Source organism: Corynebacterium marambiense (assembly GCF_016342275.1).
GTDB classification, from domain to species: domain Bacteria; phylum Actinomycetota; class Actinomycetes; order Mycobacteriales; family Mycobacteriaceae; genus Corynebacterium; species Corynebacterium marambiense.
Genome location: NZ_JAEIOT010000015.1, coordinates 164,598 through 189,855 on the forward strand (window position 1 = coordinate 164,598; position 25,258 = coordinate 189,855).

At 64.2% G+C, this 25,258-nt stretch carries 27 protein-coding genes; 5 read left to right on the forward strand and 22 right to left on the reverse strand.

Translation table 11 applies throughout. The features are described from left to right. Nucleotides 1-160: 160 nt before the first annotated feature. Nucleotides 161-514 carry a PaaI family thioesterase gene (locus JDV76_RS11060; protein ID WP_198737025.1) on the forward strand — a complete coding sequence of 118 codons (354 nt, stop codon included), beginning with the start codon at nucleotides 161-163 and terminating at the stop codon, nucleotides 512-514. On the opposite strand, the gene JDV76_RS11065 is transcribed toward JDV76_RS11060, so the two are convergent. The 9 genes from JDV76_RS11065 to paaA are packed head-to-tail and all read right to left on the reverse strand — an operon-like array spanning nucleotide 511 to nucleotide 8,080. Beyond that, nucleotides 511-1,371 (reverse strand): 3-hydroxyacyl-CoA dehydrogenase family protein, encoded by an 861-nt coding sequence (locus JDV76_RS11065; protein WP_198736949.1) that lies wholly within the window; start codon nucleotides 1,369-1,371, stop codon nucleotides 511-513. The genes JDV76_RS11060 and JDV76_RS11065 overlap by 4 nt on opposite strands. A 24-nt stretch (nucleotides 1,372-1,395) precedes the next feature. Beyond that, nucleotides 1,396-2,154, reverse strand: coding sequence for an enoyl-CoA hydratase/isomerase family protein (locus tag JDV76_RS11070; RefSeq protein ID WP_198736950.1), 759 nt, complete (start codon nucleotides 2,152-2,154; stop codon nucleotides 1,396-1,398). Next, nucleotides 2,151-3,377: an acetyl-CoA C-acyltransferase gene (locus tag JDV76_RS11075; protein WP_198736951.1), complete on the reverse strand. Its 1,227-nt coding sequence runs from the start codon at nucleotides 3,375-3,377 to the stop codon at nucleotides 2,151-2,153. Before JDV76_RS11075 ends, JDV76_RS11070 begins: the two co-directional genes overlap by 4 nt. A 47-nt stretch (nucleotides 3,378-3,424) precedes the next feature. After that, nucleotides 3,425-4,207: an enoyl-CoA hydratase/isomerase family protein gene (locus JDV76_RS11080; RefSeq protein WP_198736952.1), complete on the reverse strand. Its 783-nt coding sequence runs from the start codon at nucleotides 4,205-4,207 to the stop codon at nucleotides 3,425-3,427. Between the two features lie 19 nt (nucleotides 4,208-4,226). After that, on the reverse strand, nucleotides 4,227-5,405 hold the full coding sequence (gene paaE / locus JDV76_RS11085) for a 1,2-phenylacetyl-CoA epoxidase subunit PaaE (protein WP_198736953.1): 1,179 nt from the start codon (nucleotides 5,403-5,405) through the stop codon (nucleotides 4,227-4,229). 1 nt (nucleotide 5,406) lies between these two features. Beyond that, the gene (gene paaD / locus JDV76_RS11090; RefSeq protein ID WP_198736954.1) at nucleotides 5,407-5,940 is read right to left on the reverse strand and encodes a 1,2-phenylacetyl-CoA epoxidase subunit PaaD; all 534 of its coding nucleotides are present in this window, start codon (nucleotides 5,938-5,940) and stop codon (nucleotides 5,407-5,409) included. Between the two features lie 5 nt (nucleotides 5,941-5,945). Next, nucleotides 5,946-6,773 carry a 1,2-phenylacetyl-CoA epoxidase subunit PaaC gene (paaC, locus tag JDV76_RS11095; RefSeq protein ID WP_370915706.1) on the reverse strand — a complete coding sequence of 276 codons (828 nt, stop codon included), beginning with the start codon at nucleotides 6,771-6,773 and terminating at the stop codon, nucleotides 5,946-5,948. Beyond that, nucleotides 6,770-7,060: a 1,2-phenylacetyl-CoA epoxidase subunit PaaB gene (gene paaB / locus JDV76_RS11100; RefSeq protein ID WP_198736955.1), complete on the reverse strand. Its 291-nt coding sequence runs from the start codon at nucleotides 7,058-7,060 to the stop codon at nucleotides 6,770-6,772. Before paaB ends, paaC begins: the two co-directional genes overlap by 4 nt. 60 nt (nucleotides 7,061-7,120) lie before the next feature. Continuing rightward, nucleotides 7,121-8,080, reverse strand: coding sequence for a 1,2-phenylacetyl-CoA epoxidase subunit PaaA (paaA, locus tag JDV76_RS11105; RefSeq protein ID WP_248140987.1), 960 nt, complete (start codon nucleotides 8,078-8,080; stop codon nucleotides 7,121-7,123). A gap of 387 nt (nucleotides 8,081-8,467) precedes the next feature. Here paaA and JDV76_RS11110 point away from each other — a divergent pair, with 387 nt between their 5' ends. The 3 genes from JDV76_RS11110 to JDV76_RS11120 all read left to right on the forward strand — a co-directional run bounded on the left by JDV76_RS11110 (nucleotide 8,468) and on the right by JDV76_RS11120 (nucleotide 12,172). Further along, complete coding sequence (locus JDV76_RS11110; protein WP_198736957.1) at nucleotides 8,468-9,085, forward strand: TetR/AcrR family transcriptional regulator; 618 nt, start codon at nucleotides 8,468-8,470, stop codon at nucleotides 9,083-9,085. Nucleotides 9,086-9,481: 396 nt separating this feature from the next. Further along, nucleotides 9,482-10,795, forward strand: a complete 1,314-nt coding sequence (locus tag JDV76_RS11115; protein WP_198736958.1) for an AMP-binding protein — start codon at nucleotides 9,482-9,484, stop codon at nucleotides 10,793-10,795. Between the two features lie 45 nt (nucleotides 10,796-10,840). Beyond that, nucleotides 10,841-12,172: an MFS transporter gene (locus tag JDV76_RS11120; RefSeq protein ID WP_198736959.1), complete on the forward strand. Its 1,332-nt coding sequence runs from the start codon at nucleotides 10,841-10,843 to the stop codon at nucleotides 12,170-12,172. A 17-nt stretch (nucleotides 12,173-12,189) separates the two neighbouring features. On the opposite strand, the gene JDV76_RS11125 is transcribed toward JDV76_RS11120, so the two are convergent. From JDV76_RS11125 to JDV76_RS11160, 8 genes are read right to left on the reverse strand one after another with little or no spacing between them, the layout of a single operon-like run. Beyond that, nucleotides 12,190-12,603, reverse strand: coding sequence for a PaaI family thioesterase (locus JDV76_RS11125; protein ID WP_198736960.1), 414 nt, complete (start codon nucleotides 12,601-12,603; stop codon nucleotides 12,190-12,192). Continuing rightward, on the reverse strand, nucleotides 12,600-12,920 hold the full coding sequence (locus JDV76_RS11130; RefSeq protein WP_248140965.1) for a hypothetical protein: 321 nt from the start codon (nucleotides 12,918-12,920) through the stop codon (nucleotides 12,600-12,602). The genes JDV76_RS11125 and JDV76_RS11130 overlap by 4 nt, the downstream gene beginning before the upstream one ends. Beyond that, a complete protein-coding gene (locus tag JDV76_RS11135; protein WP_232959372.1) occupies nucleotides 12,917-14,518 on the reverse strand; it encodes an AMP-binding protein in 1,602 nt (533 codons plus the stop codon). Before JDV76_RS11135 ends, JDV76_RS11130 begins: the two co-directional genes overlap by 4 nt. Continuing rightward, nucleotides 14,518-15,342, reverse strand: coding sequence for an SDR family NAD(P)-dependent oxidoreductase (locus tag JDV76_RS11140; RefSeq protein WP_198736962.1), 825 nt, complete (start codon nucleotides 15,340-15,342; stop codon nucleotides 14,518-14,520). The genes JDV76_RS11135 and JDV76_RS11140 overlap by 1 nt, the downstream gene beginning before the upstream one ends. 12 nt (nucleotides 15,343-15,354) lie before the next feature. Then, the gene (locus tag JDV76_RS11145; protein ID WP_198736963.1) at nucleotides 15,355-15,915 is read right to left on the reverse strand and encodes an aromatic-ring-hydroxylating dioxygenase subunit beta; all 561 of its coding nucleotides are present in this window, start codon (nucleotides 15,913-15,915) and stop codon (nucleotides 15,355-15,357) included. Nucleotides 15,916-15,943: 28 nt separating this feature from the next. Beyond that, nucleotides 15,944-17,176: an NAD(P)/FAD-dependent oxidoreductase gene (locus tag JDV76_RS11150; protein WP_198736964.1), complete on the reverse strand. Its 1,233-nt coding sequence runs from the start codon at nucleotides 17,174-17,176 to the stop codon at nucleotides 15,944-15,946. Next, nucleotides 17,169-17,522, reverse strand: coding sequence for a non-heme iron oxygenase ferredoxin subunit (locus JDV76_RS11155; protein WP_198736965.1), 354 nt, complete (start codon nucleotides 17,520-17,522; stop codon nucleotides 17,169-17,171). The genes JDV76_RS11150 and JDV76_RS11155 overlap by 8 nt, the downstream gene beginning before the upstream one ends. 33 nt (nucleotides 17,523-17,555) lie before the next feature. After that, nucleotides 17,556-18,881: an aromatic ring-hydroxylating dioxygenase subunit alpha gene (locus tag JDV76_RS11160; RefSeq protein ID WP_198736966.1), complete on the reverse strand. Its 1,326-nt coding sequence runs from the start codon at nucleotides 18,879-18,881 to the stop codon at nucleotides 17,556-17,558. Between the two features lie 604 nt (nucleotides 18,882-19,485). On the opposite strand from JDV76_RS11160, the gene JDV76_RS11165 reads away from it, so the two are divergent. Further along, complete coding sequence (locus JDV76_RS11165) at nucleotides 19,486-20,283, forward strand: IclR family transcriptional regulator (protein WP_198736967.1); 798 nt, start codon at nucleotides 19,486-19,488, stop codon at nucleotides 20,281-20,283. 151 nt (nucleotides 20,284-20,434) lie between these two features. On the opposite strand, the gene dmpG is transcribed toward JDV76_RS11165, so the two are convergent. The 5 genes from dmpG to JDV76_RS11190 form a co-directional block, all read right to left on the reverse strand. After that, nucleotides 20,435-21,445, reverse strand: a complete 1,011-nt coding sequence (dmpG, locus tag JDV76_RS11170) for a 4-hydroxy-2-oxovalerate aldolase (protein ID WP_198736968.1) — start codon at nucleotides 21,443-21,445, stop codon at nucleotides 20,435-20,437. 26 nt (nucleotides 21,446-21,471) lie between these two features. Continuing rightward, a complete protein-coding gene (locus tag JDV76_RS11175; RefSeq protein ID WP_198736969.1) occupies nucleotides 21,472-22,422 on the reverse strand; it encodes an acetaldehyde dehydrogenase (acetylating) in 951 nt (316 codons plus the stop codon). A gap of 14 nt (nucleotides 22,423-22,436) precedes the next feature. Beyond that, nucleotides 22,437-23,213 (reverse strand): 2-keto-4-pentenoate hydratase, encoded by a 777-nt coding sequence (locus tag JDV76_RS11180; RefSeq protein ID WP_198736970.1) that lies wholly within the window; start codon nucleotides 23,211-23,213, stop codon nucleotides 22,437-22,439. 64 nt (nucleotides 23,214-23,277) lie between these two features. Beyond that, nucleotides 23,278-24,213: a 3-carboxyethylcatechol 2,3-dioxygenase gene (locus JDV76_RS11185; RefSeq protein WP_198736971.1), complete on the reverse strand. Its 936-nt coding sequence runs from the start codon at nucleotides 24,211-24,213 to the stop codon at nucleotides 23,278-23,280. A 22-nt stretch (nucleotides 24,214-24,235) separates the two neighbouring features. Beyond that, complete coding sequence (locus JDV76_RS11190; RefSeq protein ID WP_198736972.1) at nucleotides 24,236-25,111, reverse strand: alpha/beta fold hydrolase; 876 nt, start codon at nucleotides 25,109-25,111, stop codon at nucleotides 24,236-24,238. Between the last annotated feature and the right edge of the window lie 147 nt (nucleotides 25,112-25,258).

Genomic DNA, 25,258 nt, shown 5'->3' on the forward strand with positions numbered 1-25,258 from the left:
TGGAATTACTGACCGAATGGTCAGTCACTTGGGGTAGAGTATAACCTGGATCACATTCAACACGGGCGTTTCCCGGCCCGGCCCCACCCAACAGGAGGAGCATCACGTGAGCGCACACTACGAGATCTGGACCGTCACACCCGGCGAATTTGACCGAAAAATGGGTATTGAGGTGCTGGAACAATCCGCCGAGAAGGTTGTCGCCAGAATCCCGATCGACGGGAACAGGCAGTCCCACGGGGTTCTCCACGGCGGTGCGATGATCGCCCTCGGGGAGGCGGTGGCCGGATGGGGCGCCCTGATCTACGCCTCCTCCTTCGGCAAGGCCGCCGTGGGCGTGGACATCAACGCCACCCACCATCGGTCCGGTGTCAGCGGTTACGTCACCGCGACGGCCACCGCGATCAGGTTGGGCCGGACCCTGGCCGCCTATGAAGTCGTGGTGCTCAACGACGAGGGAAAACGGCTCTCCACCATCCGGGTGACCAACGCGATCATTGAACCCCGCGGCTAGCTCTCGGCGTAGTCGTAGAAGCCCCTGCCGGACTTCCGCCCGCAGTCACCCCGGGCGACCATGTCCTTCAACAGTTGCGGCGGGGCGAAACGCTCACCGAGTGTCGAATGCAGATAATCGGCGATACCGAGCCGGACATCCAGGCCGACGATATCGGTCAGCTCCAGCGGCCCGACTGGAAACTTGTAGCCCAGCACCATGGCGGCATCAATGTCACGGGGGCTGGCCACGCCTTCCTCCACCATGCGGATTGCCTCCAACGCGATGGCGACACCGAGACGAGAGGACGCGAAGCCGGGGGAGTCCCGGACCACGACGGGCGTCTTGCCCAGCGCTTCGACCCAGCCGCGTGCGGTGTCCACCAGGTGTTCATCCGTGGTGTCAGCGACCACGATCTCCACGAGTTTCGACGCCGGGACCGGATTGAAGAAGTGCAGGCCGATGACATTGCCGGAGCCGTCGACGGCACCGGCCAGCTCCGTCACGGACAGCGACGAGGTGTTCGTCGCGATCACCGCGTCCGGTGCATGCTCCCGGATGGAGGCGAAGGCGTCGGCTTTCAGCCTGGGATCTTCGGGCACGGCCTCCACGACGAGGTTACAGTCGGTGAAGTCGGCATGGTCGGTTCCACAGCTCAACCGGTCGAGCCATTCCGAGGGAGGCCCAGGGGCTCCGCGTTCGATGGAACCGTGAACCGCCTTCTCTATACGGTGTCGCGCAGCGGCGGCGGCGTCGTCGTTAATGTCGATGACGGTGACGGTACTGCCTGCGGCGAGAAAGGCATGGGCGATACCTGCGCCCATGCGTCCGCCGCCGAGGATACCGACACGATTCGGGATGCGGGGTGTGTCGTTCATAGGGTTCCTTTGTTCTACTCGTGGCTACTTGTTGTTTCGGCGGTCGAGGAACGCCTGCATACGAACGTGTTTCTGTTCGGATTCGAAACAGATGGCCTGGGTGATGTTGTCGATGGCCGGATGCGCCGAGGCTGGCATGGCGAACAACTGCTTCGACAGGCGGACCGCCAGCGGATCCTGCTTCGCGATCCGGTCGGCCAGGGCATCGGCCGCATCGATCAGCCCCTCCGGGGCATCGACGACCTCGTTGACCAGGTGCAGGTCCAGTGCCTCTCCGGCGTCGAGAATCCGGCCGGCGAGCAGGATCTCCTTGGCCACGGTGGGGCCGATGATCTCCTTCAGCCGCCACAGCCCACCGGCGGCGGCGATGATGCCCAGACCGGTTTCCGGCTGGCCGAACTTCAGATTCCGGGTCGCGATCCGGAAATCGGCGGCGAGCGCGAGCTCCGCGCCCCCGCCCAGCGCCCAACCATCCAACGCGGCGATGACCGGCATGGGGAGCGCGGCGATGCGGTTGAAGATCGCCGAGTTGATGCCCCGCAGGGCGTCGTCACGCGACCGCTCCTTCAACTGTTCGATGTCCGCGCCGGAGGCGAAGATCCCGCGCCCGTCGACCCGGGTGCCCGTGAGGATCAGGATCTTCGGTTTGCGTTCCAGTTCACCGCACAGTTCGTGCAGTTCAGCGACCATCTGGTCGTCGATAGCGTTGCGCACCTCGGGCCGGTTCATCGCCACGACCAGCCGATCAGCGCGCCTTGAGACGTCGAGGGTGGTGTACGTCATCGGTCCTCCCCGCACAGTTCGAGGGCGAGTGCGGCACCCTGCCCAACGCCGATGCACATCGTGGCCAGCCCACGCCGTGCCCTCTCGTGCTCCATGCGGTTGAGCAGGGTGATGGCGATCCGGGAACCGGAGGACCCGAGCGGGTGTCCCAGTGCGATAGCCCCGCCCCACGCGTTGACGATCTCCGGGTCGAGTCCGAGATCACGGATGCAGGCCAGCGACTGCGTGGCGAACGCCTCGTTCAGTTCGACCGCCTCCAGATCGCCAATGTCCCAGCCGATGCGGTCGAGGAGTTTCCGGGTCGCAGGGATCGGGCCGAGGCCCATGATCTCAGGTGCGACACCGGCGGACGCGCCACCGACGACCCGGGCACGAGGGGTCAGCCCGAAGCGTTCAACGGCGTGTCGGGAGCACACCAGCACCGCTGAGGCGCCGTCGTTCAGTGAGGAACTGTTGCCCGCGGTCACGACCTCACCTCCGGTGACGACAGGTTTCAGGCGGGCGAGTACTTCAGTGGTGGTGCCCGGGCGTGGGCCCTCATCGGTGTCCACCACCGTCACCGATCCCTTACGTCCGGTGACCTCGACGGGAATGATCTCGTCGCCGAAATGCCCCGCATCGATGGCAGCCGCTGCACGCTGCTGTGATTGTGCGGCAAAGGCGTCGGCGTCTGCGCGGCTGATCCCGCAGACCCGGGCGACCTCCTCGGCGGTCTCCGGCATGGAGAACGTCGCCTTGTCCCGCGCGGCGAGAACGGGGTTGATGAAACGCCAGCCGATGGAGGTGTCGGCAATCTCCCCAGGTTTCGCGAACGGGCCCTCGGGTTTCGCCAGTACCCATGGGGCGCGGGACATCGACTCGACGCCACCGGCGATGACGATGTCGGCCTCTCCGGCGCGGATCATGGTCGCGGCGAGGGTGATGGCGGACATTCCGGAGGCACAGAGCCGGTTCACGGTGATGCCGGGAACACTGTCCGGGTATCCGGCGAGCAGCCAGGCGAGTCGGGCGACGTTGCGGTTTTCCTCACCCGCGCCGTTGGCGTTGCCGAGGATCACCTCATCGACCGCCTCCGGCGGGATCCCGGCATCCTCGACGACAGCGCGGAGGCACAGGGCGGCGAGGTCATCAGGCCGGACGGTGGACAGTGCGCCGCCGTAGCGGCCGACAGGTGTGCGTTTACCGGTGACGATGAACGCGGAGTCACGGTGTGGTGCGGTCATAGTTTCTCCTGGGTGATCGGGCGGGTTGTGCGGTGACCGGGCAGGGATCAGTACCCGTGGAACGTGGGGTGCCGCTTTGCCTTGAACGCCGCGAAACCCTCGGCGTAGTCGGCGGAGGAACAGAGCTCGCCCTGGGCGATGTTCTCGGCGTGCACGGATTCCCAGAGACCGACACGTTCGTCACGGATCATGCGGACGAGTTCGCGGGACGCGAGGAACGCCTTCGTCGCACCGGAGGCGGCACGCTCGGCGGCGGCGCGAGTGAAGGAATCCAGATCCTCGGCGGGGACAGACCTGGAAAACAGACCGGCGGACACCGCCTCCTGACCGCTGATCAGATCCCCGGTGACGATGAGATCCATTGCCCGGTGGGGGCCCAACCGCTCGACGAACAGCCAGTGCCCGCCCGAATCAAGGGTCGCGCCGAGGTTGGCGAAGGGGGAACCGATCTTGGCGTCGTCGGCGACATAGACGATGTCGGTTGCCAGTGCGAGCCCCAGCCCGACGCCGAGACATGCGCCTTGGACTGCTGCGAATGTGGGGGCGGGGAACGCGGCCATCTGCTTGAGCAGCGGTGTGACCTCGTGGTCCAGGTATGCGGTGGCGTCATCGGTGGCGGGGTCGATGCCGACGATGTTGCGCCCGGCGCAGAACCCCCGTCCCTCCCCGCGGAGCAGCAGTGCGCGGACGCCCTCGTCTGCGGCTCGGGTGTAGGCGTCGGCCAGGTCACTGACTGCCGCGGAGTCGAGAGCGTTCATCGCCTTCGGGTTGTTCAGGGTGACCACGGCGACGGTTGTGTCTCCGGCGGGGTGGAAATCGAGTTCGATCATGGGGAGTCCTCGTGAGGGGTCAGGCGTCGTAGTCGACGGTGATGGAATCCGTGGTGGGGCGGGTCTGGCAGGTCAGTACGTAGCCGCGTTCGACCTCATCGGGTTCGAGGGCAAAATTCTCGTCCATCTCGTACTCACCCGCGACGACCTTCGCGCGGCAGGTCCCGCAGACTCCGCCGGCGCAGGCGAAGGGCACATCGGGACGTTTGCGCAGCGCGGCGTTGAGGATCGTCTCCCGGGCGGATTTCGGCGATTCGACGGTGCCGCTCAGCCCATCCAGGCGGAACTCGATGGCATAGTTGTCGCCCTCCGGATCGGCCTCGACAGCGCGGCCGGTCTGGCCCGGCTGCGGACCGGAGGTGGACTGCCCGGTGGTGAATAATTCGAAACGGACCTTCTCGGCGTCGACACCCGTGTCCGTGAGTGTGTCCCGGCAGAGCTGCACCAGTTCGAAGGGTCCGCAGAGGAACCACTCGTCGACGTGCTCCGGCTGCAAAACCCGGCCCAGCAGCAACTGCAGCTTTTCGGCGTCGATACGCCCGGAGAACAGTGGATTCACGCGGCTCTCCCGGGAGAGAACGTGGTGCACGGCGAAACGGGTGGGGTAGCGGTCTTTGAGATCGCCGAGTTCCTCGGCGAACATCACGTCGCCAGACCCCTTGTTGGCGTAGACGAGTTCGAAGGTGGCGTTATCGGTCGCGGCGAGGACGGTCTGCGCGATCGCCATGATCGGGGTGATGCCGGAGCCCGCCGCGACGGCGACGAGGTGGGTTGCGGTCGCGGTCGTGCGCTCCGTGTCCCGTGCGCGTTCCGCGATCCCTTCCGGATCATTCATCGAGGTGGTGTGGACCTTGGAGGTGAACGCCCCCTGGGGATTCATCACATCGATGGTGAACCCCGGCTCCAGGATCTCATTTGCCCAGGTGGAGAACACGCCGCCCGGAGTCTTCTTCACCGCCACGCGGATCACTCCGCGACGGGGGATGTCACAGATGGAATAGGAGCGACGCACCTCCCGCCCGTCGATGTCGGCCCGTAGCGCCACATACTGTCCAGGCATGTAGTTGTAGTCGTCGGCGAGGTGCTCGGGAACAGTGAACGTGACCTCGACGGAGTCCTCGGTCAAGCGCCGGACACGGGTGACTTCGAGGGGGTTGAAGGAGGTTTTCCGTCGGGTTCCGGTTGTGGTGGTGGACAAGTCAGTGCCCCTTAAAGTAATCGAACGGCTCGTGGCACTCCCGGCAGGAGTAGAGCGCCTTGCAGGAGGTGGAGCCGAAACGGCTGGATTCTGTGGTGTTCATTGAGCCGCAGAGCGGGCACCGTACCGCCGGGGTGAGGGTGATGGGGATGGGGCCGGTGCTTCGTTCCCGAGCTACGGGAGGCGCGATACCGTATTCACGCATCTGTTGTTTCCCCAGTTCGGTGATCCAGTCGGTGGACCAGGCGGGCCGGAGAACGGTCTCGATACGGGGACGGGGATAACCGGCCCCGGTGATCGCGGCGGTGACGTCCGCGGTGATCGTGCCCATCGCGGGGCACCCCGAGTACGTCGGGGTGATCACGATGACGGGGATCTCGCCGTCGAAACGCGCGTCACGCAGAATCCCGAGGTCAGCGATGGAGACCACGGGGATCTCCGGGTCCGGGACAGTCGATGCCGTGTCCCACAGCAGCGCAGCGGCCGGGTCCTCCGGTCGGAGCGGATGGACGGTGTTCGTGTTCGTTGCGGACACGGTAATCACCAGGTCGCGCCCGGATGCTGACGAGCCAACCACTGCATCTCTGCGAGGATGAAGCCACGGTGTTCGGAGAACCGCCCGGTGCGCTGACCGGACCGGGCCTGCGGATAATCGGGGATCTCCAGGCCAGCCTCGGCGACGATGTGGGCGATCCGTCCATCGAACTCCTCCCGCAACGTTGACGGGGGGACGGCGATTCCTTTGAGTTCCGCGTGCACGGGCAGATCTTCGAAGAGTTCATCGAGGTAGGGCCACATGTAGTTCAACCCGGTCTGCATCCGGCGATGCGATTCCTCGGTACCGTGACCGAGCCGCAGGAGCCACTGGCTGGAATGGTCGACGTGATACTCGACCTCCTTGATGGCCTTCTCTGCGATGGCCGACAGCGTCTCATCCGTGGAATCCTGCAAACGGGTGTAGAGACCGTAGGCGTAGTAGGAGAAGAGCAACTGCCTGGCGATGGTGTGGGCGAAGTCCCCGTTCTCCTGTTCCACGAGTCGGCAGGAACGGAATTCCTCCTCGGAACGGAAGTACGCGAGATCGTCTTCCGTCTTGCCCCACGCGGTGCCGGCGTAGGAGAGCAGGAATCGAGCGTGGCCGAGTAGATCAAGGGCGATGTTCGTGAGGGCGATATCCTCCTCCATCTCCGGAGCGCGGGAAACCCACCACCCCAGACGCTGGGCGAGGATCAAGGAGTCATCCCCGAGCATCAGCGCGTAACGGGCGACGGGATCGGAAGCGATCGCACCCGAGGCCTGGATGTCCTCGGCTGTGATGGCATCACCCATCCAGTGATGCGTTGCGGTGTCAGTGTTCGGTGTACTCACAGGTGCTTCACCCCTTCGCTCCGCGTGTAATAGGTGGCGTGCCGGTAGTTCTTGCCCTGCGCGGACTGGAAGAAGCCGCCCTTGGCGTCCGGGTCGGAGGCGGTGATCGCATCGGACGGGACCACCCACACGCTTGAGCCTTCGTTGCGTCGGGTGTAAAGGTCCCGGGCGTTGCGTAGCGCCATCGTTGCATCGGGTGCATGGAGGGAACCCGCGTGGACATGGGAGAGCCCACGGGAAGAACGGACGAAGACTTCCCAGAGGGGCCAGGTGGTGGAATCGGGCATGGTGTTCCTCTTTCGTCTGGGCTGGTGAGGGGGAATCAGATACGAGGTGGTGGGTCGGACTCAGGCGACGCGAAGGCCACGTTCCGCCGGGCTTGTTGCGGCGGTTTTCTCGGCGTACGCGGCGGCGGCTTCGCGGACCCACGCGCCCTCCTCGAACGCCTGCCGACGCCTCTGGAGGCGCTGGACATTGCACGGACCGGAGCCTTTTATGGTGGCCTTGAACTCGGACCAGTCGAGCTCACCGAAGTCGTAGTGACCTCGCTCCTCGTTCCACCTGAGATCGGGATCCTCGAAGTGAAGCCCGAGTGCTTCGGCCTGCGGGACGATCATGTCGACGAACCGCTGGCGCAGCTCATCGTTGGAGAAACGCTTGATGTTCCACGCCATCGACTGCCGCGAGTTGGGGGAATCATCGTCCGGAGGCCCAAACATTTGCAGTGCAGGTCCGTAGAAGCGGTTGATCGCCTCCTGCGCCATCTGTTTCTGCGCCTCGGTGCCGTGGGACAGGGAGTAGAGGATCTCCCAGCCCTGGCGCTGGTGGAAGGACTCCTCCTTGCAGACCCGGATCATTGCCCGAGCATAGGGGCCGTAGGAGCAGCGGCAGAGGGGAACCTGGTTGCAGATCGCTGCGCCGTCGACGAGCCAGCCGATGGCCCCGATGTCGGCCCAGGTCCGCGCCGGGTAGTTGAAGATCGACGAGTACTTGGCACGCCCGGTGAGTAGCTGTTCGACGAGTTCGTCACGGCCAGTGCCCAGGGTTTCCGCAGCGGAATAGAGGTAGAGACCGTGTCCGGCTTCATCCTGGACCTTGGCCATGAGGATGGCCTTCCGCTTGAGGGAGGGGGCGCGGGTGATCCAGTTCGCCTCGGGTTGCATGCCGATGATCTCCGAGTGGGCGTGCTGGGAGATCTGTCGGGTGAGTGTGCGGCGGTAACCGTCCGGCATCCAGTCGGTGGGTTCGATGCGGGAATCCTCGGTGATGATCCGGTCGAAATGCTGCTGGCCCTCGTTGTTGGTCACGGGGTTTGTGGTGCTGGTTCGGGGGGTGGCGGGGAATGTCACGGTGTTCTCCTTCGGAGTCCCGCAGAGTGTCCGGGCGTGTTCGAGATGCTGCGGGTGACGGTGCGGCGTTCGCCGCTGGTGCGGGGCGGTCTGGCGGCTGGAGGCCGGTGCCCGACGATTGCATGTCTGAAAAACTGATCGTTCGGTCAGTATATGAACGAGTGTGATGTGTGTCAATGGCTTTTGTGATCTGCAACTCACCCCCGTCACCCTCGCCTGCGAAAGGGGATGGTGTCCGGTGTTGGGATGGTTTCCACCGGTCTTGGCTGGTGGCGGTTGCCACCGGCATCCAATACTCTGACCTGGGGTGGAATGTATCGGTGGTGGTACTGGAAGGCGGATGAGATGCGACGGGGTCGGGCTGTGCTGGAATCGGGCGGTGGTCGGGGGCGTCCCGGGTATTCGCGGGAGGACATACTGCGCGCGGCAGTCGATGCATTCAATGCTGCAGGTTATGAAGCGACGTCGATGGGGGCGCTCGCGGATCGTCTCGGGGTGACGAAGTCTGCGCTCTATCACCATGTCTCGTCCAAGGAAGAACTGCTCGGAGAGGCTCTCGATCACGCGTTGGGGGCGCTCGGTGGGGTTATCGACGAGGTTACGGAGTTCGATGGGACTGATATGGAACGGCTGCGCCTCCTGGTTCGTGGCACCACCCTTGCGCTTTGTGCGGAGGCGCCCTCCGTGACTCTGCTTCTCCGGCTCCGGGGTAACTCCGATGTGGAGCTCCGTGCAATGGATCGACGACGCGCCTACACGCGAACCGTCGTTGACCTGGTTTCCGGTGCGCAGGCGGACGGGGACCTTCGTGCAGATGTCGATCCGCCGACGGTCGGGCGCCTACTCTTCGGCATGGTCAACTCCCTGGTGGAGTGGTATCGCCCCAATGGTGATCTATCTCCGGAAGAGTTGGCGGAACTGATCGGGAAGATGGCTTTCGGCGGACTCGTTCCGCGCTCCTGATTCCTTTTCCGTCGGGTCCTGCGGTTGAGGGGTTCGCTCATCTGCTGTGTGTGGGGGTGGTCGGGACACGTGTGAAGTGCAGAGTATTCGCATTTGTCTGGCCATTTTTGGCGATCTTTAGGATTGTTGTTCGGGGGTGGTTTTGTGGTTGATTCGGGAATTTCTGGAAAAAGAGTGGTCCGTATCACCCTCTCTATGTATCGTGGATCACACAAACTGACCAAGTGGTCGGTAAATGGGGGTTCGCTGCTCTCGCCGCTGAACCCCGGACACCCGCCAATCTCCCCGCGCGCCCCACCGCCACGGCACTCCCCGTCGGTGCAGCGAGGGATTCCATCTGACGGTCTACGACCGAAATCCGTGTCGCAGGCCCCCACCCAGAGAAGAGAATCGACTGTGACCTCCCTGTACGACATCACATCCACGATCCACGGCCCGGAAACCGGCATTGAATTCGCCTCCCGCGACGAGATCACCGCGCTACAGACCGCCCGCGCCAAGAACACCCTGCGGCACGCCTACTACAACGTCCCGCACTACCGTCGCGCCTTCGATAAGAAGGGCGTTCACCCGGACGATTTCCGCGAGCTGGCCGATCTCGCGCTCTTCCCGTTCACCGACAAAAACGACCTCCGCGCCGAATATCCCTTCGGTATGTTTGCCGTGGGCCGCAACCAATTGGTTCGCGTCCATGCATCCTCCGGCACCACCGGGCTACCCACCGTCGTCGGTTACACCCGCCGAGACATCGAGACCTGGGCCGATCTCGTCGCCCGCTCACTGCGTGCAGGTGGCGTCCGCCCCGGCGACAAGGTCCAGGTCGCCTTCGGCTACGGCCTTTTCACCGGTGGACTCGGCGCGCACTACGGCGTCGAGAAGCTCGGAGCCACCGCCATCCCCACCTCCGGCGGCATGACGGAACGCCAGATCCAGATCATCCAGGACTTCAAGCCGGATGCCATCATGGCCACCCCGTCCTACATGCTCAACGTGCTCGACCAGATGCGGAAAGAGGGCATCGACCCGGCAACCACCTCTCTCACCCACGGAATCTTCGGCGCGGAACCCTGGAGTGAGGGCATGCGCCGTGAGCTCCAGGACGGACTGGGCATCGACGCCACCGACATTTACGGACTCTCCGAGATCATGGGTCCCGGCGTCGCCCAGGAATGCGTGGAGACAAAGGACGGCTTGACCCTCTGGGAAGACCACTTCTACCCGGAGATCGTGGACCCCGAAACCCTCCAGCCGGTCCCCGACGGACAATTTGGCGAGCTCATCATCACCCCGCTAACGAAGGAGGCATTCCCGGTCGTGCGCTACCGCACCCACGACCTCACCCGCCTGCTGCCCGGAACCGCACGCTCCATGCGCCGCCTGCAACGCATCTCCGCCCGCAACGACGACATGATCATCCTCCGCGGAGTCAACTGTTTCCCCAGCCAATTCGAGGAGCTCATCACCGAGGACACGAACCTGCGCCCCCGCTACCAGTGTGTTCTTGAGCGCAAGGGGCGAATGGATGCACTGCGCCTGCTCGTGGAATCCGCACCGGACCGAACCAGCGAGGAAAGGGAACAGTCCAGAAATCACCTCGTCCGTCAGATCAAGAATCGAATCGGCATCAGCGTCATCGTCGAGATCCACGACCACGTCGACTGTGGTGAAGGAAAAGCCAAGCGCCTCGTCGATAACCGGCCCAAAGACTGATCGCCCACCGGGACACCATCCCTCTCACCCGCCAGGAAGGTCACCATGACGACCAATATCACGACCGGGCAACCCAAGAACTCCTTCTCCGGTCCACTGACAAAAGAACACAAGAAGGTTCTTGCCGGTTCGATGGTCGGAACGACCGTCGAATGGTTCGACTTCTTCATCTACGCGCAAGCTGCAGGCCTGATCTTCGCCTCCCAGTTCTTCAACCCCGCAGGCAACAACTCACCGGCCCTGGCACAAATCGTCTCCTGGGCATCCCTCGGTCTGTCCTTCCTCGTCCGTCCCCTCGGCGCCGTTGTCGCCGGACACCTCGGGGACCGGAAAGGCCGAAAATTCGTGCTCACCCTCACCCTGCTGGGAATGGGGGGTGCTACCGTCGCCATCGGTTTCCTGCCCACCTACGAACAGATCGGCATGGCCGCCCCCCTCATCCTCATCGGCCTCCGACTCCTCCAGGGCTTCTCCGCAGGTGGTGAGTGGGGCGGTGCCGCACTCCTTGCTGTCGAACACGCCCCCGTCCACCGACGCGGCTACTTCGGTTCCTTTCCACAAGTAGGTGTGCCGTGCGGCATGATCCTCGCGACCCTGTTCATGCTCGTGCTCACCACGATCACCACACCCCAGCAGTTTGAGTCCTGGGGCTGGCGCATCCCGTTCCTCTCATCGGTGGTCATGATCATCATCGGCTACCTGATCCGGAAAATGTGCGAGGAATCCCCGGTCTTCGCCGAGCTGGAGAAACTTCAGAAGGAATCCTCGGCGCCCCTGAAGGTTCTCTTCTCCGGGCACAAGAAACCGGTGATCCTCTGCGCCATGATCTTCGCCGCAGACAACGCCGCCGGTTACCTGGCGATCGCCTTCTTCAGCTCCTACGGGGCGAAAGTACTGGGAATGCCCCGGTCAACGGTTCTATTTATATCCCTGGCTGGAGCCGTATCCTGGACCGTCGGCACCATCCTCTGGGGTGCTCTCTCCGACCGGCTCGGTAGACGGAACGTGTTCACCTGGGGCTACATCATCATGGCACTGTTCGCCATCCCCATGTGGATCATGATCGACACCGCCAACGTGTTCTTTTTCGGACTCGCGGTGGTGATCCTCGGGCAGCTTCTCGGCGCCACCTACGGACCACAGGCCGCGCTCTACGCCGAGATGTTCCCTGCGAAAGTCCGGCTCTCGGGCATCTCCATCGGATACGCGGCGGGATCCATCATCGGAGGTGCATTCGCCCCAATGATCGCGCAGCTCTTGCTGAACGAGACCGGGACGTCCTTGTCCATCGGCGTCTACCTCATCATCATCTCGCTGTTCTCCCTGTGGGGCGTCCGGATGGTCAACCCCAAGGTGGAGAAGTGCGACCTGCACTGAGGTTAACGATTTCCAAATTACCTACCTCGCGGAACCGTGTAAGTGGTCACCACCTTCGCGAGGACGGAATCGTCAACGGAGGAACGTACCGTGGTGTCCGTGACGATCACGGTACGACCGGCGCGGACGATGTCGGCGGTTGCCACGGCGTCCCCCTCCCGCGTGTTCGACACCACGTTTACCGAGGATGAGACCGCCAGCGGGAACACCCCCGGCTCGACCTGCTGCATCGCGAGCCATGTTCCGGTGATGTCAGCGAGCCCGAAGAGTGCCGGTGCGGAGAACATCCCGGCGGGTTGGGTGATCGCCTTGTGTAGCGGCATGCCCACGGTGACGTGTTCCTTGTCGCCGGACACCGGGTACAGCTTGAGCGTAACAGCGACGTCGTCTACTTTTGCGTAGAAACGTTCCCATTGTTCGGTGAAGTTCATTTCAGCTCCAGTTCAGAGATGTCGGTGGACTGTCGGGTGAGCCAGTCGGGCTCGGCGACCATGAGGGATACGTCGGCGCCTTCTCGGGTCTCGACGTCGACGACGTAGCGGAGACCCGCTGCCTCGCACTCGGAGATGGCCATGAGGTCTCCTTCCGGCACTGCGATGACTATGCGTCGGCACTCCGGGTGCGCGGTGAAAACCTCGCCCACACCCGTGCGCATCGACTCGACCGTCCCGAACGGCAGCTCCATGTCGTCGCTACCGTAGGGGTAGGTGTGGCGGAGTGGAGACTGGGAGATGTGGACCGCGCTCACTGCTCCTGCTCCTTCGAATCGCGGACGATCTGCCGGATGGCGATCTTGTCGACCTTTCCGGCGGAGTTGCGTGTGATTTGATCGACCATGATCACTCGCTTCGGGAGTTTGTACCGGGCGAGGTGATGCCCGCAGTGGTCACGCACCTCCTCGAGCGAGAACTCATGGCCCGATTCCGATTCGATGACCGCGACCACGATCTCACCCCACTTCGGGTCGGGTTGTCCGACGACGGCGCTTCCGCGGACACCGTCAATTTCGGCGAGGACGCGCTCCACCTCCGCCGAGTAGACGTTCTCGCCACCGGTGATGATGAGGTCCTTGAGTCGGTCGATGATGTAGTAGTATCCGTCTTCATCTTTGCTCCCGAGATCACCGGAGTGGAACCAGCCCGCGGTGTAGGCCTTCTCGGTGGCTTCGGGGTTGTTCCAGTATCCGGTGGCGACGTTCGGACCCCGGACCCACAGTTCACCGGTCTCACCGGCGTTCTTCACCTCTTCGCCGGTGTCGGGGTTGACCAGTTTGATCTCTGTATAGGGCATCGGGATCCCGCAGGAGCCTGCCTTCTGCTCGGTCATCCGGGGCGGGAGATAGGTGGCGAACGGGGCGGTCTCGGTCAATCCCCAGGCCTGCTGCACGTTGACGCCCTTGGCCAGGTATCGACGGATGAGGACCGGGGGTACGGGTGCGCCCGCGCAGATCGTGGCTCGGAGCGTCTTCAATTCGGAGTTCGCGAAGTCTGGGTGGGAGTACATCGCGTCGAGTTGTGCGGGGACGAGGAACGCCGACCCGACCTGGTAGTGGTCGATATCCCGCAGTACCCGGGCGGGGTCGAAGTGGCGGTGGATGAGCAGTCTGTTTCCGCGGACGAGAGCCCGGATCGCGAAGGAGTTCAATGCCCCGACGTGGAACAACGGTGCGGTCGCGAGCGTGGTGTCACCCGGGCGCGAGTCGACCATCGTGTCGACGTTGATGGCATTCCACCAGAGGTTGCCGAAGGTGAGCTGGGCGCCCTTGGGGAGCCCCGTCGTGCCGGAGGTGAATAGCAGTAGCGCCAGGTCTGCCATCGTCATCGGGCGTGGGCGGGTGACCATTGTCGTGTCGAGATCCGGCAGCGCGCAGGACGTTCGCTTCCAGTAGATCGGTATGTCGCCGTCGGCCGCCGCGTGCGGGTCATCGTCGATGACGAGCACGTGGTGCCTGTCGATTCCGTAGATGTGCCTGGCCATGTCGAGGTGGCTGCCCTCCACGACGATGGTGTGCGGGGTGCCCTGCAGCAGCAGCTGGGTGACCTCCGGTGCGGAGAGCCGGAAGTTGAAGGGCATGAAGGTGGCACCGAGCCACCAGCTGGCCAGCATCGTCAGGACGAAGGACTTCGAGTTCATTCCCAGGAACGCCACGCGGTCGCCCTGCCTGACACCGGCTTCATCGAGGTGGGCGGCCCAGGCGCGGATCTCCGCGACCAGGTCCGCGTAGCTGGTGGACTCGTCCTCGTAGACGACCGCCACCTCTTCGGGCTGGTAGAGGGCGTGGCGGAGGATCTGGGAACAGGGGTTGACGTCGAGTTTCTCGGAACTGTGGTGGACTCCCGTGATCATCACAGGTCATCGCCTCCTGCTGAGTTTCTGAAGCCTCGGGCGGCGATTCCGCCGTCGGCGTTGATGATGGCGCCCGTGACTGCACCGGCGTCGGTGGGTGACGCGAGCAGGACGTAGGGGCCGGTGAATCCCGTCGGATCCGTGGAGATGTCGTGGAGCGGGATGTAGGGGTTTGAGGTGCCGGAGCGGCGTCCGATGGTGTCGGAGAAGCTCCGGGAGTCGAGACCGATCGCCTTGGGGCCGCGGAGATCGGTCTGCATTCCGCCGACGGCGACACCGTTGACGCGGACCTTGGGCGCCAGTTCGTGGGCGAACTGGAGCATGAGGCCTCGGTCGGCGAACTTGCTGGCCGTGTAGACCGGACCGCCGCCGTCGGCGTAGAAGGACGCGTTGGACAGGGTCATCACGATTGAGCCGCGGGTCTTGACGAGTTCCCGCCAGGTCGCTTCGACGGTGAGGAGATAGCCCTTGACGTTGACGGCGAAGATCTCGTCGAACATGGCCGAGAGTTCCTCGCCGTCCAGGCGGGTGAGGGAGCGCTGGTAGTCCCAGATCCCCGCGTTGGGGATGACTGTGTCGAGGCGCCCGAAGGTACCGATGGTCTCATCGACCGCGGCGTGCAGGTCCTTCGGTGTCCGGACATCGGCGGCGAGGGGGAGCGCGGATCCGCCGTTGGATTCGATGTCCGCGGCGACGGCCCGAGCCCTGTCCAGGTCGATGTCGAGGACCGCGACGTTGGAGCCCTCCCGTGCGAAGCGCGCGGCCAGGGCCGCCCCCAGTCCGGAGCCGGCGCCGGTGATCAGTGTCGTTCTGCCGGGTGTCATGGTGTCTCCTCTCTAGAAGAACGTGGAGATGTTCTTGCTCGGCAGCACGTTGATGTCGAGGAGGATCCGGCGGTCGAAGATCCGGAAGCCCTTGTCGGTCCGACGGAGGAGATCCGTGCGCGTGCCGACGAAGATGTCGCGTTCGCGTTCGAGTCGGGTCCGCCACACGAGGAAGTTCGTTCGGACCTCGATGATGTCGGGTTCGTCTTCGCCGCTCGCGTGTCGGGCACTCAGGTTGGTGATGAGGTGCCGGGTTCGGGACGGCGGGTCCTCTGCCCAGGCCATTCCGGAGTCGAAGCGGCGGATGCGCCAGGCCAGGGAATCGTGGGTCTCGTCGTAGAATGCTGCCTCGTCCGGCCCGGCGATCGCGAGTGCCTGTTGGCGGCGGAGCCGGTTCGTCCGGGTGGGGGCCCAATAGTAGAGGTCGGGTGCGAAGTGTTCGAGCCAGTCGACGTACCGCCCCTCGTCGAGGAGGTCGGCCTCGTCGTTGTAGAAGTTGACGAGTTCGTAGTAGAGGGCGTGGTCCACGCGCTCGCCGACGGTGATGTCTTCGCGCCGCAGGTAGTCGGTCATGGTGTTCTCCTTCTCCGCGTCCGGTCGGTCACCGGGCGAGTTTCTTGATGTTGATTCCCGGATCAGCGAGTTTCTCCGGGTCCGCGACGATGCCGCGGTCGATGATCCGTCGGGCCGCGCGGACGGCCATGCCGTTGTCGTAGGCGGCGCAACCGGCCATGGTCCCGTCCGGGTTCAGCCGGAAGACGATGTCGGGATTGCCGTCACCATCGGGTCGGATGATGGTGTTTCCCTCGGCCGTCATCGAGCCGACGCATTCGACGTGGACCCCGTAGCGGTCGGTCCAGAACCAGCTCGCACCGTGCTCCGGTAGCGGGCGGCCGAGAATCGACGCGGCGGCGGTCTGCGCTTCGAACACCGCGGATTCCCAATGCTCGTGCCTGCGCTCCAGGTGGCCGTCCGCGGTGCGCAGTCGGGCGCAGTCGCCCACGGCCCAGATTCCGTCTGCCGTGGTTCGCTGCGCGGCGTCGACCAGGATGCCGCCGTCGCAGTCGAGTTCGGCGGACTGCGCGAGGCGCTCTTCGGCGACGATGCCCACCGCGAGCAGGACGCAGTCAGCTTCGATGCTGTCATGCCCGTCGACGTCGATAGTGAAGGTGCCGTGGTTCTCGTGGATACCCGTTGTCATGCCCTGCACGTAGGCGACATCGTTGGCGGCGTGCAGGTCGTGCAGGCGGTGTGCGATCTCCGCACCGACGGCGGGGACGAGGGCGACCGGCGCCGGATCGATGAGGGTGACGGTGGCCCCCAGGCTGATCGCGGAGGATGCGACCTCGGCACCGATCAGGCCCGCGCCGATGATCGCCAGGTGTGTTCCGCGCTTCAGGTTCTGGCGCAGTTTCCGGGCGTCGTCCAAACTGCGGAGGACCAGGAGATCGGGATTGTCGAAACCGGGGATGGGGAGTTGCCGGGGGATGCCGCCGGTTGCGATGACGAGATCGTGGAAGGGGCGTTCCCCGGAATTTTCCAGCACCAGGGTCCGGGCCTCCGGATCGATGCGGACGACCGAGTCGCGGAGCAGCTCGATGTCATTGTCCCCGTACCAGCTGCGTGCCGCGAGGAGCAGCTGTTCGGCGTTCTTCTCTCCGGTGAGCATTTCCTTGGAGAGCGGGGGTCGGTCGTAGGGGTGTCCCTCGGGATCGATGATGACGACCGGGCCGGTGTAGCCGTGGTTGCGGAGTTCACTGGCGACGGTGAACCCGCCGATGCCGCCGCCGATCACGGTCACGGATTCGGGGTTCCGTCCTTGGGAGTCACTCATCGTCGTTCTCCTCTGCGGGGACGCCCGGGTAGAGCCAGATTTCGTCATCCCGGATCTCCACTTTGTGCGTGTTGGTGTCTTCGACGGCGGGCATCGAGAGGACCTTGCCGGACTTCAGGCAGAACTTCCCGGCGTGCATGGGGCACTCGACCTCACTGCCTTCGATCCAGCCGTCGGCGAGGGAAGCGTCGGCGTGCGTGCAGATGTCGTCGAGCGCATAGAACTCGTCTTCATCGGTGTGGAAGACGGCGATACCGACGGGATGACCGGACGTTTCCGGATCGATGACCAGGGCTTCTTCCTGATCGATGTCGTCGACTGTGCCGACTCTGATGGGTTCAGACATGTTCGGACCTTTCAGAATGAGGGGCTGCTCGGATCACGCTTCGTGCCAGGCTGGGGTGGACATCAGTTCGCGCCAGCGGCGGTAGAGTCCCCGGCCGGCGGCATCGGAGTACAGCTCGGAGGTCGTGCCCGGGTATCCCGGGTTCTCCTGTTCGGTGCCGATGCCCATCTGGTAGTTCAGGGCCGTGTTTCCGACCATGAAGGCGTGGGCGTTGGCCTGGCATTCGGACCAGTTCTCCCCGTCGTCCTGCTCGAAGATGCCGGAGGGACCGAAGGTGCGGAGGTTGTAGAGCCGCTGTGCCCGGCGGACGTCCTCGGGCATCGACTTGTCCAAGACCGTCCAGGACCAGACCTCCATCCGATTTGGTCCCTTGGGGTGCCACACGCGGATGGAGCCGTTGACCGGGAGGTAGGAGAAGTTCGGGAACACCGTCGCGTGCCCGTTGGTGAGTGGTCCGGTGACCTGTTCCGGTGAGAGACGTTCCCTGAGGAAGTCGTAGTCGTAGTACTCGTGGACTGGCTGGGCGTCGAACCGGTTCCTCGGGTGCACGGGGAACCCGGCGCCGTTCCCGTGGTCGTCGGTGTACTGCTTGCCGGACCGCTGGGCGATTTCCTTCTTCGGCCCTTTACCGGTGGGGGACATGACCATCAGTGCGGAGGCGTGGGACATGTTGACGTGGTACCAGTCGGTGGCGAACTGCTCGGCGGCGAGTTTCCAGTTGCCTTCGAGCACCCACTTCGTCACCCCACCGACGACACAGGTGCCCTCCGGGTCGCGGTCCATGAACGCGTCGATGTACCACTTCATGTCGCCGAGGGCATCGGCGAGTGGTTCCGCGTCCGCGTCCCAGTTCGCGAAAATCAGGCCCTTGTAGCTCTCGACGCGGGGCGCAGTGACCAGGCCCCAGTCGGCGGGGTTGAAGGTATCCGGGTAGGAGTCCTGGGCAGGAACGTTGGACAGGTTGCCGTCCAGGTCGTAGGCCCAGCCGTGGTAGGTGCAGGTGAAGTTTTTGGTTTTGCCGTAGTCCGCACGGCAGACGCGGGCGCCGCGATGGCGGCAGTTGTTGAGCAGGACCCGGTACTCACGTTTCTTATTCATCGTCGCGATGACGGGGTCCTCACCCATGTACGTCTGGAAGAAGTCACCGGGTTTCTGGAGCTGATCCTCGTGGGCGATGAACAACCAGCTTCGTGCGAAGATTCGGCGCATTTCCTGCTGATAGACCTGCTGATCAGCGAAGATCCGACGGTCGATCAGACCACCGTCGGGGTCAACCATGCCCGAGACGTCGAGTGGTTGGTCGAGACCGGTGGGGCGGGACAGGGTTCCGCGGGGGAGTGGGCTGGTGGATGCAGACACGGTGAAGGTCTCATCTCCTCGTCTGTTCAGGGAGCCGGAATCGATCTGGACTGTGAGATGAGTCGGGTAGTGATCGGGTCCGGCGGGGCGGGTGTTATATGACTCACATCTGAATGTGTCTACAGCTTGCCGACACAGTTGGTTGGGGGTCAGGTCTTGTTCCGTTGGGTGGAACGGTCCCGACATTCGGGTGGGGCGGTGGACATGGATCTTTCGGTGATGGGACTGTCCCGAGCAGAGGAAGCGCCTAGTCAGAAAGGGTTTCCACCGGTCATCTCCAGCCTGTTAATTGTCTGTTATGGGGGCCCCCGATTTGCGATGGTTTTGCTCCACTACCTTCGCGGTGCACGGGAGTTTTCTGTCGTCCTGCGCTCACGGACGCTCCCCCCTGTCGAACCGGTGCACATCTCGGGCATACGCTGCTCGGGATAGTCTTATCTCACGTCGTCACCTTTTTTGTGGAGGAGGTGGGGGTTTGTGCGGTACCCCCGCCGGTGTGCCACATCGTGGAACGGCGCCCACCGTAGTTGTGTGACGACGAGCACAATAGATGGCACCGAGTCGCCACGACTGCCAGGACGACGTTTCACCAGGAGAAGAACCGATGACGCCCACCAGCCCCCAGTCCGACCCCCGTAGTGCGGTCGACAAGGCATTCAGCCTGCTCCGGAGTTTCAGTGACAATGATTCACTCGGCGTCGGGGTGAGCGAACTGGCGCGCCGGGCCGACCTGCCAAAGTCCACGGCACACCGTCTGCTGAGCACACTGGTGGCCAACGGCGCCGTGGAACGGTCGGGGGAGGTCTACCGCCTGGGACCACTCTGCTACGAGCTGACGAGCGAACGTGGTTCGCGGCACACCGAGTTCATCAGTGAGGTGCTCACCCCCTTCCTCGCCGGACTCTTCGAGGAGACCCGTCAGACCGTTCATCTCGCGTTCCTCCAGGGGAACGAGGTGGTCTACGTCAACAAGCTCTTCTCCGCGCGGCGCGTCACCTCACCGTCGCGGATCGGAGGCAGGGCCCCGGCCTACTGCACGGGAGTGGGAAAGGCTCTGATGGCCTGGGACGAGATGCGGATTGAAGCCGCCATCAAGGGCGGCCTCCACCGGTGGACCCCCTATACGATCACGGACCCGGATGCGTTCCGCGAAGAACTGGGGCAGGTCCGCCGCGATGGAGTAGCATTCGACCGCCAAGAGATCCTCGTCGGGCTGAGTTGCGTCGCTGCGCCGATCTACGGCCGCTACAACCTGCCGGTGGCCGCCATGTCGGTCTCCGGCCCCGCCAGCCAGTTTGATCCCGGAGCTCACATCCCGGCTCTGAAGCGGATCTGTGCTGCAGCGGGAAAGGCCGTTCTCTTCCACCAGATGCAACAGGAGCAGGTGGCGTCCTCTGCCTGATTCCGCTCTCTCCGGGGACCAGCGGAACCGAGACCGGCACTGCCCGGCGAGATGGGCGCCGCAGCAGGATCTCAACGCGACCGCACAAGAAAACCGGGGTGTGCCCCGCCCGGCGAACGGGCGGGGCACACCCCGGTTTCTGGATCTACGTTCACGCTGCGGCGTCGCTCAGATGCACCGCCACATCGATGATCATGTCCTCCTGGCCACCGACATAACCCCGGCGACCAACTTCGCGCAGGATGTCAGCTGTGGGGACACCATATCGTTCACTCGCCCGCTCGGCGTGCAGCAGGAAGGAACTGTAGACACCCATCTGGCCCTGCACGATGGAGCTGCGGTCGATGGCGGGTAGGCGCGACACCATCGGCTTGAGGACATCCTCGGCCGCGGCCTGGATTTTCTCCACGTCCACACCGGTCTCGATTCCGAGGACCGCGAAGGACGTGGCGACAACCTCGGTGGGGGAGTTGCCTGCACCGGCGCCCAGCCCGGCGAGTGATCCGTCGATCTGGCGGGCCCCGGCGCGAACCGCGAGCACGGAGTTCGCGACCCCGAAGGACATGTTCTGGTGTCCGTGGAAGCCGACCTGGGCTTCGTCACCGATCTCATCCACGAGCGCCTTCACGCGATCTTCCGCCTGCTCCATGATCAGCGCTCCTGCGGAATCGACGACATAGACGCACTGACATCCCGCGTCGACCATGATCCTGGCCTGCGCCGCGAGTTCCGCCGGACTGATCCGGTGGGAGAGCATGAGGAAGCCACCTGTTTCCAGACCGAGTTCCCGGGCGGCCTGGAAATGCCGGATGGAGATGTCCGCCTCGGTGCAGTGCGTGGCGATGCGGACCATACCGGCACCGCGCGCATGGGCTTCCTTCAGGTCCGCCACTGTTCCGAGTCCGGGGAGCAGGAGGACAGCGATCTTTGCGTGGCGGGCCTCGTCCACCGCGACCTCGACGAGATCGAGGTCGCTGGTGTGGGAGAACCCGTAGTTGAAGGACGATCCACCGAGACCGTCACCGTGGGTGACCTCGATCATCTCGATGTTCGCGTCATCCAACGCCCGTACCACTGCGCGCACCTGTTCTGGCGTGTACTGGTGGCGGACGGAATGTGAGCCGTCGCGGAGGGTCGTGTCGTTCAGTCTTATTCTGGTCATGTCGGTTCTCTTCTTCTCTGTCGGGATCACCGGGCTGCACTGACCGGTGCGGTGGTGGCGTCGTTCCGGCGGAGGAGGTCGACGTAGGTGTCGGCGGTCGCGACCGCCGCCGCTGTGATGATGTCGAGGTTTCCGGCGTACTCCGGCAGGTAGTCGGCGGCGCCCCGTACCTCAATGAGGACGGTCACCCGGCCCCATCCCCGCCAGTCGGAACGCGCGGTGTCGAACTGGGGTTCCGCCGTGAGGTGGTAGCCGGGAACGTATTTCTGGACGTCGGCGACCATCTGCTGCACGGATTCACGTATCCGGTCCTGGAGCGGTCCGGGCTCCGCAGCCTCCGGGGGAAGGGCGCAGTAGACCGTGTTGCGCATGAGCATCGGCGGTTCCACCGGGTTGAGGATGAGAATCGACTTCGCGCGTTTCGCGCCGCCGACCTTCTCCAGGGCAGCTGAGGTCGTCGCCATGAATTCGTCGATGCTGGCGCGGGTTCCCGGACCTGCGGACTTGGAGGATATGGACGCCACGATCTCCGCATATTCGACGGGCACCACCCTCGAGACGGCGGCGACGATCGGGGTGGTCGCCTGACCACCGCAGGTGATCATGTTGACGTTGTCCACCGTGCGCAACGTGTCCATGTTCACGGACGGGCACAGATGGGGTCCCACGGCGGCAGGGGTCAGATCGATGGCCCGGATACCCGCCTCCCGGTATCGGGGGGCGTTCGCACGGTGCGCGCCGGCGGAGGTCGCCTCGAAGACGATGTCCGGGAGCCGGTCACGGGAGAGCAACCAGTCGACACCACCCGGTGACGCCTCGACGCCGAGCTTCTCCGCGCGGGCGAGACCGTCGGAGGTGGGATCCACGCCGATCATGTAGACAGGTTCGATGTTGCGGGAGTTCTTCAGCAGTTTCATCAGCAGATCGGTCCCGATATTCCCGGGGCCTACGATGGCTGCGGTGTATTTGTCGCTCATGTGCTTTCTTCCCTTTAGGTGAAGGATGTGGTCAGGGTTCCGAGAGATCCGTAGTCGACTTCCACGACGGTGCCGGGCGCGATGGGGGCGGCGGCGCAGAAGCTACCGGTGAGGATCAGGTCGCCGCGGCGGAGCGTGACCCCCTGTTCACCCAGGACTCCCGCGAGCCAGACCAGTGGTTCGAGGGGATGCCCCATCACGGCGGCGCCGGTGCCTTCACCGGTCAGTTCGCCGTCCACACGCATCGCGGCGGCAACCGACGGGAGCTGGTCCACCGGAACATCGACGGGGGAACCGCCGATGACGACCGCACCGCAGGACGCGTTGTCGGCGATGGTGTCCACGAGTCGAATGTCCCAGTCGCGGACCCGGGAATCGATGATTTCCACCGCGAGATACGTTTCATCGATGGCGGCGACGACATCGTCGAAGGTCGCGTTGGAGGCCAGGTCCGAACCCAGCCGGAAACCGAGCTCCGGTTCGATCCGGGGGGCGATGAACTGATCCGCGGCGATCGGTTCGCCGGCACGGTGGACCATGTCCTGGGTGAAGAACCCGAAGTCGGGACTGTCAACACCGAGCTGCTGTTGCATGGCGGCCGAGGTGAGACCGATCTTCCTGCCTACGATCCGCTGACCGGCGGCGGTGAATGCGGCCTCCGTCAGCTGTTGGATGCGGTAGGCGCCGTCGACGTCGAGACCGTCGATCACGGTGCGGGGTGGGGCGACGGGCCGTCGGGTGCGGTAGGCGGCGGCGAGTTCATCCGCCATCCGCTGGTACTGATCTGTCATGGGTGAACGTGACTCCTGCTCGGGCTGGATTAGAGGGGGAGAGATGGTGGGAATGGGGCTCGTGTCATCGGGCGGACATGATGCCGAAGCCGGCGATGAACTCCCGGATGGGCCGGTAGTACTCGTAGGTCACGCGGTAGCCGCCGGTGGCTGCGTGGAGCGCGGAGAACGCTGCGACCCAGGAGCGGACCTCGTGGGAGGAGTGGCCTGCCTCGGCATCCATCTCATCGGCGGTGTACCGGTCGAACCGTTCTGGATCAGAGGCCGCGCAGGCGGCCATGAAACCTCGATCCCATTCGGGGTTGAGGTCGAGGATGTCGGCCTCACCTTCGGCGAACTTCTTCGCGGTGTCGATGACCCGTTGCTGGCGTGCGTTGCGTGCCTCCTCGGTTGGGTGGCGGCCTGCGAGCAGGAGAGCGCGCTGTTCATCCGTGGCGGTGGCCCACTGCGGGACCGGGGGATCGTGGCTGAGACCACCGGATGCGATGAGCAGGATCCGCTCGTCGCGGCCGGCCAGGAACTCGCCCACCGCTTGGCCCATTCTGCGGACCCGGCGCATAGGGACGAAGGGCCGGGCGACACCGTTGACGTAGATCGGGATGGTTGGCTTCGCGGCGATATCGTTCCAGAGCACCTCGAGCGGTTGGACGGCACCGTGGTCGATCTCCATACGGCGGGAGATCGCGATGTCGACATCCCGGTCTATGACGAACTGCGCCATCTCCTCGCTGATTCCGGTGGGCACGTCGAGTGGACCCGACTGGGAGTCGTAGTCGCCGACGCCGAGGGCCTCGTAGCCGATGCAGTAGGGCGGCATCAGGTCGTAGAAGAATCCGTTGTAGTGGTCGGGGGCGAAAGTGACGACGAGCTCGGGGTCGAACTCATCGACCGCAGCGCGAACCGTAGCGAAGGCCTCGTCGAGCTCGGCGGAAACATCGGAGGGTGCGTCGGCGATGCCGAGCAAGGGGCTGTGCGACATGGCCAGCAGCTGGATACTCATGTGGTTCTCCTTGATTCGCTGTTCAGGACGTCCGGTCGAGCAGGAAGTCCAGCTGGATTTTGTTGAAGGTCTCGGTGTCCTCGTACTGGGGCCAGTGTCCACAGTTCTCCATTACGGCGAGCTGACCGTTCGGGATGAGTTCCGAGATCCGGCGTCCCTCGTCAACCGGGCCGGAGGGATCCTTGGTGGTCCACAGGACGAGAGCGGGCGCCTGGATCTCGCGGAGATCATCGTCCGAGAGCATGTTCCGGCGGCGGATCTCCGGATCCTGGAGTGCCATGTTCATCTGGCAGGCCATCTTCCAGTCGTCCTGCTCGAAGATCCGCTGCCGGGTCCGGATGAGATCGGCGGTGACCATCGTCGGATCCGCCATCAGCCACTCCAATCGGGCTTTGACGCGCTCCCAGCTCGGATCCTCGGCGGCTTCGGTGGACAGGGTGAGTAGGCGTTCCATAACCTTCGGATTGGCCATCGTTCCGCCCATTGTGTTCAGAACGATGCGCTCGACGCGCTCCGGGTGCTGTTGCGCCAGGCGGGCGGTGGTCCATCCACCAAGTGATTCACCGGAGAAGTACGCCTTCTCGACGCCGAGCTCATCCATGATGGCGAGGACCTGGCCGATGTAGTGCTTGATCTCCAGCGGGTGCTCCGGCTTGGAGCTGTAACCGTGGCCGATGAAGTCGATGGCGTACACGTTAAAGTGCTCCGCGTGGGCGGCGAGGTTCCGCGCGTAGGCCTCTGCGTGGCCGGTGATCCCGTGAAGCATGAACAGGGTGGGCTTGTCCGGAGTTCCGGCGTGGAGGTACCGCGTACGGTAGCCGCCGGCCTCAATGTATCCCTGATCGAATGCCACCTCGGCGAGATCGTCCCAGGTGCTGGTGTAACTACGGGGGGTCATCTTTATTCTCCTTGGAGCGTGGGGTGGTGAACGCCGTTGGGGCCCGGGGCCTGGGTTCGACCGGCGCGTGACGGGTAGAGACCGGTATCAACCGGTATCACCGGTGGTAGGACCGATCGTATGGCCCCCGGGAACTGCCCTCAGCCG